Here is a 12,799-nt window from a genome sequence, read left to right as displayed (position 1 = left end):
CCGGACTTTGGTGCAAAGGCTGCGGGATCAGTGTCCGCCGCCCCCGCCACCGCCCGCCGCCTGTGGCTTCTGGACGAAGACGAGCGCCACCAGAAGTGCGGTGAAAAGCCCCGTCAGGATGAGGAAGACGTCGGCGAACGACATCACGAAAGCCTCACGCGTCACGATCCCGGAAATGGAATTGAGCGCCGCCTTTTCCGCGTCCGCGCCAAGGGACGAATAAGCCTGGGTCATCCCGGCCAGCGTCTCCGTGACCACGTGGCGCGACCAGTTCAGGCTTTCCGCGATGCGATCGTAATGAAAGGTCTGCCGGTTGGTCAGCACGGTGTTGATGACCGCGAGCCCAACCGCGCCACCCAGGTTTCGCGTCAGGTTGAAAAGACCGGACGCATTCTTGATCATGTGCGGCGGCAGCAGGCCGAGCGCGATGTTGTTGATCGGAACCATGCAGATCATCAGCGACACGCCACGCAGGATCTGCGGCACGAACAGCTCCCAGAAGTCCCAGTCCTTGGTGATGCCGGTGATCATCCACGTGCCGATTGCAAAGCCTGCAAAGCCGAGCCCCATCATCGCGCGTGGATCGAGCACGGACATCAGTCGGCCGGCGAGCGGCGCCGCGAGGAACATCGCGGCACCTGATACAAACATGGTCTCGCCGATCTGCAACGCGTTGTAGTCGCGAATTGCGGCCAGATAGACCGGATAGAGATAGGTCAGTCCGTAGAGCCCGATACCCATGGTGAAACTGAAGATGCTTCCCATGGTGAAATTCGTGTCGGAAAACGCGCGCAGATCCACGATCGGCTCTTCGGCCGTGAATGCTCGCCAGAAGAACACAAAGGCGCCGACGGACGACGCAACCGCGAACAGGACGATTGTCTCGCTCTGGAACCAGTCGTCGGAAGCCCCCTCCTCCAGCACGTATTCCAGCGAACCCAGGAAGACCGCGAGGCCGGCAAGCCCCGTCCAGTCCATTTTCTGGAAAAGCGAGAAGTCCGGTTCATCGAAATCGATAAGCAGAACGGCGGCGATCGTTACCAACAGGCCCGGCACCACGTTGATCAGGAAAAGCCAGTGCCAGGAGAAGTACTCAGTCAGATAGCCGCCAAGGGTCGGTCCGATGGTCGGAGCGAGCGTCGCCACAAGGCCAATGAGCGGCGAGACGATGTTGAACTTCGCGCGCGGGAAGATGAGATAAGCCGAAGCGAACACCGTCGGGATCATTCCGCCGCCGATGAAGCCCTGCAGCGCCCGGTAGACGATCATTTCGTTGATCGTCGTCGCGGTGGAACACATGAGGCTCATGATTGTGAAGCCGCCGGCGGAAATGGCAAACATCCAGCGCGTCGAAAGCATGCGCGAGAGATAGCCCGACAGCGGGATCATCACGACCTCCGCGATCAGGTAACTCGTCTGCACCCACGGGATTTCGTCGGATGATGCGCTGAGGCCGGACTGGATTTCGCTCAGAGAGGCAGAGACGATCTGGATATCCAGGATCGCCATGAACATGCCGAACACCATGCACATGAAGGTGAACAGCTTGCGACCGTCAATATGCTCGTCTTCCGCGGGCGCGGCGCCGTTCGGGCTGCTCATCGTGTTTTCGCCTAGTGGAGTGCAGCCGTGGCCGCGCTGCCAGGTGCGGAGCCGGTGCGCGTATCGACGCTCGCTTCAACCGACATGCCTGCACGCAGGTGCCCGCGTTCCGCTTCCGCGCGCGAAACGGCGATGCGCACGGGTACGCGCTGGACGACCTTGGTGAAGTTGCCGGTGGCGTTTTCTGGCGGCAGCAACGAGAACACGGCACCGGTCGCCGGCGAGATGCTCTCTACGGTCCCGTGGATCGCCTCGCCGGGGAATGCGTCGACATCGATATCGACACGCGCCCCGGGTTCGATGCCCTCAAGCTGTGTTTCCTTGAAATTCGCATTGACGTAGACCTTTTCGAGCGGGACCATCGCCGCGATGCGGCTGCCCGCCTGAAGGTAGCTGCCCACTTCCGCCGCACGATTGCCGACGACACCGTCGACCGGCGCACGGATGACGGTGAAACCGAGATCGCGCTGCGCCTTGGCGAGAGACGTCTCCGCTGTCTGGACTGCCTGGACGGCTTCGGCGCGTTGCGCCTTCAGTACGTCGATATTGGCCTGGGCGAGCGTAACCGCGGCCTTCGCGGAGGCAACGTTCGCACGGCTTTCCTTCAGATCGGCTTGCGCGGAATCGAGCGTCGACTGGCTGGTCGTATTGGTCGCAACCAGGCGCTTCTGGCGTTCATAATCGGTCCTTGCCATGTCAAAGCGCGCAGCCGCCGCATCGACCGACGCCTTCGCCTGCTCAACGCTCGCACGGCCGGCGTCGATCTGCCTGTCGATGCGTTCCACCGTCGCCTTCGCGGAGGCGATGCCGTCTTCGGCCGAGCGGACTGCGAGGCGGTAATCGCCGTCATCGAGACGCACGAGCACGTCGCCAGCCTTCACGGTCTGGTTGTCATCCACCTCCACCGCAGCCACATGGCCCGAGACCTTGGACAGAATGGTCGTGATGTCGGCGCTCACATAGGCATCATCGGTGGTTTCGAAGAAACGCCCGTGAGCCCACCAGGAATACCCTTCATAGCTCCCAAAGCCGATGCCGCAGGCGAGCAGAACGAGCAGCACGAGACGCGCCTTGCCGCCGCGCCTCGATCGCGGGCCGCCCGTGCCGGATCGTGCGGGGGACGTTCCGGCCTTGACGGGAGGTTCGCCATCGGACGACCCGCGATCTGTCTTGGCTTCCGCTTTGCCAGACGCTTTGCCGGACTTGGCCTCGGAGCCGGCTACGGGTGCATCCTGCCTGCTTTCGGCCGTATCGCGGACGAGCCGCTCTGCCTCTTGCGGGCTGTCCGCGACGGCGCCCTTCACAGCGGAGGGCGTGGAACGGTCTGTGCGATATGCCACTGCAGAAGCCTTTGCCTTGGTCATCATGTCCGGTGGATGGATATTGACTGAACGGTTCGGTCAGTGTCTATATGTCGCATTCCTTCGCGCAGGGCAAGTGGTCGTGCGACGCGATATGTGCGCTGCACAAGCGCGGTATGACGTCGAAGGAATCGACGGCGGTTGCAGGAACCGCAAATGATAAATATCGCAAATAATAGTCGCTGCTTGCGACCTGACACTCAAGAAGCGATTTATCATTTGAAATGAATATATTAGGTGATAGTCCCCATGAGTGGGACCGATAGAAAGAACCTCGAGAGGCCCATGATATGAGTTTCTGCGACCCGATCCGGATGGACGTATGACCGCTGCTCGACAGCCGAAAAAAAGCGTGGATCCGATGGCGGCGCCCGGGGATGGCGTCCCACCTGTCGTGGACAATGCGAAACGTCGCCAAATTCTGGAAGGCGCGCGTGCGGTGTTCAGGGCCAAGGGCTTCGACGGCGCCAGCATGGAGGTGATTGCCAAGAAGGCAAATGTCTCCAAGGGTACGCTCTATGTCTATTTCGACAGCAAGGAAGCGCTGTTCGAGGCATTGATCCTGGCCGATCGGCACCGCCAGGCCGAAGCCCTAATGGATGTGGAAGCGGACCGGATCGAGGATTTTGCCGAGGACCTGCGACGTCTCGGGCGAACCTATGTCAGGCTGATGACCTCACCGGACAAGGTGGCGATGTTGCGGATGGTGATCGGCGCGGCGGAACGGTTCCCGCAATTCGGACAAATGCTCTACGAGGCGGGGCCTGTTAGCGGCGCCGCGCGACTCGGACACTATCTTGAAAAACGTATCGCGTCAGGCGACTTGAAACCTTGCGACACGATGCTTGCCGCTTCGCATTTCTTCGAACTCTGTGTCGCCCGCCTGATGAAGCGCCTGCTGTTCGGTGTCTCCAGTACGCCGAACGACGAGGAGATCGAAAAGACCGTGGATCTCGGGGTGAAGGTGTTTCTGGCCGCCTATGGGGCGCAGAAAAGCTGACTCAACGTGAGCCGAGATCGCTCTTTATGCGGCCATCACGTCAATCGCCATGCCATCATGTGCAGGCTCCACTCCCTCGGGCAGATTGGCGAGAAGGGTGCAGTAATCCAGATCCAGATGCATGTTGGTGATGATCGCGCGACGCGGTTTCATACGTGCAAACCAGCCCAGCGCATCGTCCAGAGAGAAGTGGCTCGGATGCGTTTTCGGACGCAGCGCATCGAGGATCCAGGTGTCGAGCCCTTCGAGCAAGGGCACGCTCTCGTCCGGGATAGCCTTCACGTCCGGCATGTAGGCGACGTCCGCGATGCGGAAGCCCAGGGCTTCGATTTCTCCGTGATTGACCTCGATCGGCAATGCCGTGATCGGCCCCCCTTCCCCCTCGATCGTCACCGCTTCGCCGGGTTTCAGGCGCTGTTCCGCCAGGATCGGCGGATAGCCGGAGCCCGGCGGCGTGGAGAAGCAGTAACCGAAGGCGGCACGCGCGCGTTCCGACGTCATTGCATCCATGAAGACCGGCACGCGGCGGCGGTTGTGGATGGCGATCTGGCGCAGGTCGTCAATGCCGTGGATATGATCGGCATGGGCGTGAGTATAAAGCACGGCGTCGAGATTGCCCACATCCGCGTCCAGAAGCTGCTGACGCATGTCGGGACCGGTATCGATCAACACCTGGGTCAGCCCGCCGTCATCCGCGATGCGCTCAACCAGCAGCGAACAGCGTTTGCGCCGGTTTCGAGGTTCTTCCGGATCGCAGTCGCCCCAGACATTGCCTATGCGTGGCACGCCGCCGGAGGATCCGCAGCCGAGAATGGTGAAGCGATAGTGTGATGTCATCAATGCGCTCCCGCGCCGTTTCGCTGGTCCATCAGCTCGCGGCCCGCTTGCGGTCGACCTTGGAAAACAGCCGGTAGAAGTTCTCCGTCGTCGTTGCGGCGATCTCCTCGAAAGAAACGCCGCGCGTCTCCGCGAGCACTTTCGCCGTATTGACGACATAGGATGGTTCATTCCGCTTGCCGCGCTTGGGCACGGGAGCGAGATAGGGGCTGTCGGTTTCCACCAGCAACCGCTCAGCCGGGATCTCACGGGCGATTTCGCGGATCTCTTCCGATTTCTTGAAGGTCAGAATCCCTGAGAACGAGACATGGAGCCCCAGCTTGATGCCGGCAAGCGCCAGCTCGCGGCCCGACGAGAAGCAGTGAAGGATGGCCGGGAAGGCCCCCTTCCCCATTTCTTCGGTCAGGATCGCGATCATGTCGTCATCGGCGTCGCGCGAATGGATGACGAGCGGCAGAGCGGTGCGACGTGCGGCATCGATGTGGCGGCGAAAGCTCTCCGCCTGCGCCTCGCGCGGAGCCTTGTCGTAGAAATAGTCGAGCCCCGCCTCGCCGATCGCCACGACCTTGGGATGTGACTCCGCCATTTCCACCAACTGGTCGGCGGAAATGGCGAGCTCCTCATCCGCATTGTGCGGGTGCGTGCCGATGGAGCACCAGACGCAGTCGTAGCTTTCCGCAATCGAACGGATCTTGCCGAACTGGTTCACCCGCGTGGAAATCGTCACCATCGTTTCCACGCCTGCGTCGTTGGCGCGCGCGACGATGGCGTCCCGTTCCTCTTCGAAATCGGGAAAATCGAGATGGCAATGACTGTCGACGAGCATCAGGCCGCGCCCTCTTCCTTCTGCTCTTCGACATAGCGCGGGAAGACGCCCTTGGGCTGCGGCAAGGTTGCGCCCGGCTTCAGCCGCCCGGCTTCACCAAGGGCTGCGAAGCCCCGAGCGTCAGGGCGGAGCGCCAGCAGGTCGAGGAGCTTCTCGCACGAACCCGGCATGACAGGCTGCGCGAGGATCGTCACCTGGCGCACGACTTCGGCTGTCACATAGAGCACCGTCCCCATGCGGGCAGGATCCGTCTTCTTCAGCGCCCACGGCTCCTGCGAGGCGAAATAGCGGTTCGCTTCCGCCACCACCGACCAGATAGCGGCGAGCGCGTGGTGAATTTCCTGCTTGGCCATTGCCGTGCGGCAAGTCTCCAGCAGCGCATCGGCATGGGCGAGGATCGCTTTATCGTCGTCCGTGAACTCGCCCGGCTCGGGCAAGGTGCCGCCGAGGTTCTTGGCGATCATCGACAGCGAGCGCTGGGCGAGGTTGCCGAGATCGTTGGCGAGATCCGCGTTGGTGCGGTTGACGATGGCATCGTGGCTGTAGTTGCCATCCTGGCCGAAGGGCACCTCTCGCAGCAGGAAGAAGCGCAGCTGGTCTAGGCCGTAGTGCTCGATCAGCGCGAAGGGGTCGATGACGTTACCGACCGACTTGGACATCTTCTCGCCGCGGTTGAACAGGAAGCCATGGGCAAAGACGCGCCGCGGCAGGGCGATGCCGGCGGACATCAGGAAAGCCGGCCAGTAGACGGCGTGGAAACGCACGATGTCCTTGCCGATCACATGCAGGTTCGCCGGCCAGTATTTCCACTCCGGGGCATCTTCGTTCGGGAAACCCAGTGCGGTGATGTAGTTGGTAAGGGCGTCGACCCAGACATACATGACGTGCTTGGGGTCGCCCGGCACCGGAATGCCCCAGTCGAAGGTCGTGCGCGAAATCGAGAGATCCTTGAGACCGCCCTTGACGAAGCTCACCACCTCGTTGCGGCGCTCGGCCGGGCCGATAAAGTCCGCATTGGCCTCGTAATGGGCGAGCAGCCGCTCCTGATATTCGGAGAGTTTGAAGAAATAGCTCTCCTCCTCCACCCATTCGACGGGCGTTCCCTGAGGGCCATAGCGCACGCCGTCGTCGCGCACCTCCGTCTCGCCTTCCTGGTAGTAGGCCTCGTCGCGCACCGAGTACCAGCCGGAATAGCTGTCCTTGTAGATGTCGCCATTCGCCTCCATGCGCCGCCAGATCTCCTGGCAGGACTTGTAATGGCGCTCTTCGGTGGTGCGGATGAAATCGTTGTTGGAACAGCCCAGTGCCGCAACCATATCCTTGAAGCGCGCCGCGTTGCGGTCGGCAAGGTCGCGCACGGGCATGCCTTCACGCGCCGCAGTCTGGTGCATCTTCTGGCCGTGCTCGTCGGTTCCGGTCAGGAAATAGACGTCGCGGCCGTCAAGACGCTGAAAGCGCGCGATGGCATCGGTGGCGATCGCCTCGTAGGCGTGGCCGATATGTGGCACGCCGTTGGGATAGGAAATTGCGGTCGTGATGTAGAACGGCGTGGTCTCGGTCATGAGAATCCTGTCATGCGCGGCGGAACCTTTGCATCGCCCGGGGCGCAAAACGAACGACGTTGCCGGCCAGGCGCCGTTCGGCTTGTGGTCTTTGTCTCGAAAAGGCCGGCTGAAATCGGTCTCAAGCGGCGTGGATACCGCTCGCCGCCTCGCCCAGCGCCTGGAAGGCCCCCAGAACCACCTGCTTGCGATCGAGGTTGAGCGCATCGGCGAGCGTCGCCGCCCGGTTCGTCTTTTCCCACACCTCGCTCCACCTGACAAGGCGGGCGGGAGGCACGCCGGCTGCCGCATCCTCATGCACCCGGCGGTCGAGCCAGTCGCGTAGCAGATCGAGAAAAATACGGTAGGATTCCTCCGCCTTGCGGTCGCTGATTGCGTCCGCGAAGCGATGGATCTGCCTGAGGTCGGGATCGGGCAGCGCGGCGATCAGCCGATCGAGGCCATTCGCCACCTCGATGCCGCCCGCGTCCAGCAACTGGATCGCCCGGCGCAGCGATCCGTCTGCAAGGTCTGCGGCTTGTGCGGCGTCACCACCGGCACGATCGAACATCTCGAGGCCGCGTGAGATCTCTTGCGGCGAAAGCGGTTTGAGGTCCAGCCGGCGGCAGCGCGAGCGGATCGTTGGCAGCAACCGGCCCGGAGAATGGGACAGAACGAAGAACAGGCACTTTTGCGGCGGCTCTTCAAGAATCTTGAGCAACGCATTGGCTGCACTTGCGTTCATGTCATCGGCCGCATCGACGATGCAAACCCGCCAGCCACCGTAGGAAGAGGTCGAACCGAAGAAGGAAACGGTTCGACGCACCTCATCCACAGTCAGGAACGACTTGAAACGCTTGGCTTTTTCATCCCACGGACGGCGCAGATGCAAGAGATCGCCGTGGCTGCCCGCGAGGATCCGGCGCACGCTCTGATCCGTCGGGTCGACGGAAAGATCGGCTGCCAGCGCCAATTGCGGCGCGTCTCGGTCCGGATGGGACAGCACGAACCGCGCCATGCGAAAGGCGAGTGTGGCCTTACCGATACCCTTCGGCCCGCCAATCAGCCAGGCGTGGTGCAGGCGGTCGGTTCTGTAAGCCTCCAGAAGCATTGTTTCGGCCTCTCGATGGCCGATCAGCCGCATCTGCTCGCGCGGTAGCGGCAGGCCTTCAATCCGATCGAATTCCGGATAAGTGTCCGTGTCGCCAGAAGCCATGGTTCAGCTTCCCGCCTTTCCGCTTGGCCGTACGACGCTTTCAGCGATAGGTCCGAGTCGCCCCTCCACGATATCGATAATGGCAGCCGCGACATCATCCGGCTTGCGCGAACCATCGATGACAGCGCAGCGTTCGGGCTCCGCCTTGGCGATATCGAGAAAGCGGGCCCGGCGGTTGGCGTGGGTCGTCAGCGCCTCGCGTTCGAAGCGGTCCCTCTCCGAACCGCCCGATGCGCTGTCACGCCCGGCCAGCCGTTTGAGGCCGAGCTGCGGCGGTACGTCCACGATCAGCGTAAGATCCGGCGAAAGACGCCCGACGGCGACCTCCTCCAGCTTGGCGAGCAGCGCCGGCTCAACACCGCCTTCGCCCTGATAGACACGGGTGGAGTCGATGAAGCGATCGCAAAGAACCCATTTTCCGGCGGCAAGCGCCGGCTCGATCGTTTCACTCACATGGTCGGCGCGCGCGGCCGCGAACAGCATCGCTTCGGCCTCCGGCCCCAGTGCCTCCGCCGCGCCGGACAGCAGGACATGGCGGACGGCTTCCGCACCTGCGGACCCTCCCGGCTCGCGAGTGGTGACGACATCGACGCCGCAACCACGCAGGTACTCGGCCAGCCGCGCGATCTGCGTCGACTTTCCTGCCCCCTCGCCGCCTTCGAAGGTAATGAACTGTCCTCGCAAGATCGCTTCCTTGCCGCCGTTGGGCATCGCACGTCTTGGCGCGAATTCGGGTTTCAGGCAGCACGAGGGCCCAACTCGCACGTTCCGCCTTTATAGGGGCTCGTCCGGCCCGTTACCACCAGCCGAACAGAAGTTCCCGCGCTCCATCCACGGCGCGCTGGTCGAGCCGGCCGATGCCAATATCCGCCGCGGTGAAGAGTGGCGCAGTCTGAACGAGCTTCTTGTCCTGATAGAGCCGCAACTCGCCCACGCGCTGGCCCTTCTTGACCGGGGCCGGCACGGGTCCCTCGTAGACGACACGCATTCGATACGCCTCGCGACCATCGTGAGGAAGCGTCATTTCCACCGGCGCGTAGGAAACAAGCGGCACGTACCCCTCGCTGCCGCCAAAGACGCGCGCCTCGGCGACGGTCTCGTTAGCCCCAAATATCGCAACCGTATCGAACTGGTCGTAGCCGTCGCGCAAGAGATCCACCGCCGCGTTGTCGCGTTCATCCTCGTCCTTGAGGCCGGAGACGACGGCCACGAGCCGGCGCCCCGCGCGCAGCGACGAGGAAACCACGCCATGTCCCGCGCTATCGGCAAAGCCGTCCTTGAGCCCGTCGATACCGATGGAATGGCCAAAGAGGGCCATCCGGTTGCGTTGGTAGATCTTGTTCCAGGTGAAGGCTTCCTCGGTGAAGATCCTGTAAAGCTGGGGGTGCGCCTTGATCAGATGGGTGGCAAGGATCGAGAGATCACGCGCCGTGGTCAGAGTCTCGGCTCCCGGCAGGCCGGTGGCATTGCCGAATGTCGAATGTGTCATGCCAAGTTCGCGCGCCCGCTCATTCATCGCTTTCGCAAACGCGGCTTCTGAACCGGAAAGCCCCTCGGCCACGATGATGCAGGCATCGTTTGCGTTCTGGATCATGATGCCGCGGATGAGATCTGCGACGGGAACCTCAGACTTCAGCGCCGCGAACATGGTTGTCGTACGCGCCGGCGCCCCGCCCGTGCGCCACGCGTGTTCGGAAACGGGATATGTCGTTTCGAGCGTCGTCGTACCTTTGTCGAGTGCTTCAAACAGCACTTCCAGAGTCATCAGCTTCGCCATGGAGCCGGGCTCGAATGGAACATCCACATTCTTTTCGAACAGGACCGTGCCGTTGGTCAGATCGGTCAGAATAGCTCGCTCCGCCTTGGTCTCGACAGCGGCGTCAACGGGCACGCAAAAGAGTGCCGACAGCGCAGCTGAAAGTACCATGCCCAGCGCAGCAACACGGAAACAGTGGGCGCCGACGAATGCCCTCATCATCATGAAAAGGCTCCTGAACGATCATCCCGCGCGGGGGCGTACGGACGATGATCCGTCGCCGAGAGTGCCGAAATGGTCCGGCAAGAGATAGAACGCGGGAATACGGGGCCGTCCCCAACGACCCGGTTCCAAAATACGGCATCGCCCGGCCGCTTGGAAACGGCCGGGCGATCAAATTCACTATATATATTCATAAACCCAGGGCGAAGTGCTGTTCGCGCAACGCCATTGCGCCCGCAACCTGTCTTGCGACAGGCTTCAGCGCCTGTCCTGATCGTTTGAAGCCAGTTGCCGTGGCGCGACACCGCCCCCCATCTGTTCCAGAACGCCATAAGCCGCATCGATTCGGCTTTCGGCCGCATAGGAGGTCTTGGCCCCGGTGGGGACAGGGGGAAGGATCGGGGTTTCGTAGGACGCAGGCTGCACGGTGGACTGATAGCCCATCATTGTCTGCGAGCCACCCTGGATGGATGGCTGGAACGCCGCACCCGTGCCATACGGACCGCTGTTGGAGGCGATCGTTACGCCCGTCGTGGCGGATTCATAGGACTGTGCGGGATCGAACGCCACATCATAGGCCGTAGAGGCCGTGAGAATCGGACGCTCCGGCGGGACCGGAGCCGGCCCGACAACGGCGGCCGGCGGTTCAGCCATAGCCAGCATCGTGCCGGGCATCGTGCCACCCGGCGTGACACCGCCAGGGCCGTGATAGGAGGCCAGCAGATATTGCTGATCACGTCCGTCCATCCGCGCGCGCCCGACATACTGTACACGAACCTTGGCGGTTCCCTTCGATTTGAAATCCAGCATATCGGCGACGCGGCTCGACAGGTCGATCACGCGATTGCCGTGGAAGGGGCCGCGGTCGTTCACGCGCACGATCATCGAGCGGCCGTTCTTGAGATTTGTGACCCGCGCATAGGACGGCAGCGGCATCGTCGGGTGAGCCGCGGTCAGCGCGTTCTTGTCGAAGATTTCGCCGTTGGCCGTCATGCGCCCATGAAAGGTCGGCCCGTACCAGGAGGCGAGCCCGACTTTGTCGTAGTCGGTATCGAGGTCGGGTCGATACCATTTGCCCGCGATCTTGTAGGGCTTGCCGACCAGATAGCGCCCGCCACCCTTTGGCACGGCCTTCCCCTGCGAGACAACGCGGGGGCTACCCTTCACGCCGTACTTCTTGGGGTCAAACTTGTTTTTCGCGGTCGGCGCTGTGGCGCAGGCGGCCAGAGCAAGGCACGCCGCAAGAATCGTCGCGCTGTTCAGCAACTTGCGTAGGCCATCGCGACGCGTAGCCGCGCGGCCGTTCCCAATCCCGTTCAGGGGGTCGTTCGCATCCGTCATGCCGTCATACTCGATACTAATTGCCGGCTGAGGGACGTAACGGAAGGCACATGGCCTTGCGTCTGCGCAAACGGGTGCAAGCACCGCAGCGCGAGCGCGACAAGGCCATCCGTCCGGAGCCGTCCCCACAAACTCCATCGCGTATTATCGCGCCGATGTCTTAACCGACGGCTAAGTCCTGACCACATGCAGTTTTTCCGTTTGTCCCCGATCAAACGCGGCCCTGTTTGGCCGCTCGCGAGCCGGGATGTAACCGCCTCGCGCCATTCGCGGACCGCGCACCGCACGACCCTTGCCGCGAAAAGAAAGGCGAACCAAGGCGAAAACGTGACGAGCCGGTGCGAACATGTCCGATCTGTCACAAAACCACCCGGCACGACACCGAGAGGCAAGTGTCTGGAGCGCTTTCGAAAGTTGCCTCCAGATGATCGCCGGGATTGCACCAATTCCGGAATTTCCCGGCGTTGCGCTGGTGTCGCGTGCGTTGTGCGGATGTAGTATTGTTGCATGGAAGCGAGTGAAAGATCGTGCGTCGGGTGGCAAGGCTGCGTCGAATTCGCGCATGAGGGTCAGATGATCCGGGATGCCGAGGAAGGTTCGGGCATGACGCGTTCTTCTACGATGATTTCAGGTGCATGGAATGTGTGCGAACGATTGAAGCGCGCGGGACTTGTCACCCTCCTGGGCGGCGCCCTCGCCTTCTCGGTCTATTCACCGGCAGAGGCCGGCCGCCGCCATCACCATCATCATGGCGCCGTCGGTGCCGGCGTCGCCGGATTCGCAGCAGGCGCCGTGATCGGCTCGATGCTGAGCCAGCGTTACAGCAATTACGGCTCAAGCTACGCGGGATACGGCCCTGGATACGCGGGTTACTACCGGCCCAACTACTATGTCGGCTCGCGCCCCTACCCGCCGCCTTACTCCTATCCCATGCCAATCGCACCGCAGCCCTACGATTATGGCCGGCCGGCGCCGTGGACACCGCAATGGTACGACTACTGCTTCGCGCGGTATCGTTCCTTCGATCCGCGCACCGGGTATTTCACCGCCTATTCAGGACGCAAGGTGTTCTGTCGCTGATCTGATCCGCTCGGCAG

11 protein-coding genes are annotated in these 12,799 nt (G+C 62.3%); 2 read left to right on the top strand and 9 right to left on the bottom strand.

What is annotated here, in order from left to right; genetic code table 11:
• Positions 1 to 27 precede the first annotated feature (27 nt).
• Together C8N35_RS15065 and C8N35_RS15060 are read right to left on the bottom strand one after the other, a co-directional pair.
• A complete protein-coding gene (locus C8N35_RS15065) occupies positions 28 to 1,602 on the bottom strand; it encodes a DHA2 family efflux MFS transporter permease subunit (RefSeq protein ID WP_107990515.1) in 1,575 nt (524 codons plus the stop codon).
• 11 nt (positions 1,603 to 1,613) lie between these two features.
• The gene (locus C8N35_RS15060; protein WP_245926798.1) at positions 1,614 to 2,942 is read right to left on the bottom strand and encodes an HlyD family secretion protein; all 1,329 of its coding nucleotides are present in this window, start codon (positions 2,940 to 2,942) and stop codon (positions 1,614 to 1,616) included.
• Between the two features lie 343 nt (positions 2,943 to 3,285).
• Here C8N35_RS15060 and C8N35_RS15055 point away from each other — a divergent pair, with 343 nt between their 5' ends.
• Positions 3,286 to 3,963 carry a TetR/AcrR family transcriptional regulator gene (locus tag C8N35_RS15055; protein ID WP_342753504.1) on the top strand — a complete coding sequence of 226 codons (678 nt, stop codon included), beginning with the start codon at positions 3,286 to 3,288 and terminating at the stop codon, positions 3,961 to 3,963.
• Between the two features lie 24 nt (positions 3,964 to 3,987).
• On the opposite strand, the gene C8N35_RS15050 is transcribed toward C8N35_RS15055, so the two are convergent.
• From C8N35_RS15050 to C8N35_RS24525, 7 genes are all read right to left on the bottom strand, one after another.
• Positions 3,988 to 4,800, bottom strand: a complete 813-nt coding sequence (locus C8N35_RS15050) for an MBL fold metallo-hydrolase (RefSeq protein ID WP_107990514.1) — start codon at positions 4,798 to 4,800, stop codon at positions 3,988 to 3,990.
• A 31-nt stretch (positions 4,801 to 4,831) separates the two neighbouring features.
• On the bottom strand, positions 4,832 to 5,626 hold the full coding sequence (locus C8N35_RS15045) for a TatD family hydrolase (RefSeq protein WP_107990513.1): 795 nt from the start codon (positions 5,624 to 5,626) through the stop codon (positions 4,832 to 4,834).
• On the bottom strand, positions 5,626 to 7,188 hold the full coding sequence (gene metG, locus C8N35_RS15040) for a methionine--tRNA ligase (RefSeq protein WP_107990512.1): 1,563 nt from the start codon (positions 7,186 to 7,188) through the stop codon (positions 5,626 to 5,628). The genes C8N35_RS15045 and metG overlap by 1 nt, the downstream gene beginning before the upstream one ends.
• A gap of 121 nt (positions 7,189 to 7,309) precedes the next feature.
• The gene (locus C8N35_RS15035) at positions 7,310 to 8,383 is read right to left on the bottom strand and encodes a DNA polymerase III subunit delta' (protein WP_107990511.1); all 1,074 of its coding nucleotides are present in this window, start codon (positions 8,381 to 8,383) and stop codon (positions 7,310 to 7,312) included.
• Positions 8,384 to 8,386: 3 nt separating this feature from the next.
• Positions 8,387 to 9,094 (bottom strand): dTMP kinase, encoded by a 708-nt coding sequence (gene tmk / locus C8N35_RS15030; RefSeq protein ID WP_107990510.1) that lies wholly within the window; start codon positions 9,092 to 9,094, stop codon positions 8,387 to 8,389.
• An 85-nt stretch (positions 9,095 to 9,179) separates the two neighbouring features.
• A complete protein-coding gene (locus tag C8N35_RS15025) occupies positions 9,180 to 10,364 on the bottom strand; it encodes a D-alanyl-D-alanine carboxypeptidase family protein (protein ID WP_107990509.1) in 1,185 nt (394 codons plus the stop codon).
• A 255-nt stretch (positions 10,365 to 10,619) separates the two neighbouring features.
• Entirely contained in the window at positions 10,620 to 11,528 is a 909-nt protein-coding gene (locus tag C8N35_RS24525; RefSeq protein ID WP_428977111.1) for a septal ring lytic transglycosylase RlpA family protein, read from the bottom strand.
• Positions 11,529 to 12,305: 777 nt separating this feature from the next.
• Between C8N35_RS24525 and C8N35_RS15015 the strand changes: the two genes are divergently transcribed.
• The gene (locus tag C8N35_RS15015) at positions 12,306 to 12,782 is read left to right on the top strand and encodes a BA14K family protein (RefSeq protein WP_210203540.1); all 477 of its coding nucleotides are present in this window, start codon (positions 12,306 to 12,308) and stop codon (positions 12,780 to 12,782) included.
• Positions 12,783 to 12,799 lie beyond the last annotated feature (17 nt).

Source organism: Breoghania corrubedonensis (assembly GCF_003053845.1).
In the GTDB taxonomy this organism is placed as follows: Bacteria; Pseudomonadota; Alphaproteobacteria; order Rhizobiales; family Stappiaceae; genus Breoghania; species Breoghania corrubedonensis.
This window is presented reverse-complemented; position numbering and strand designations above follow the sequence as displayed.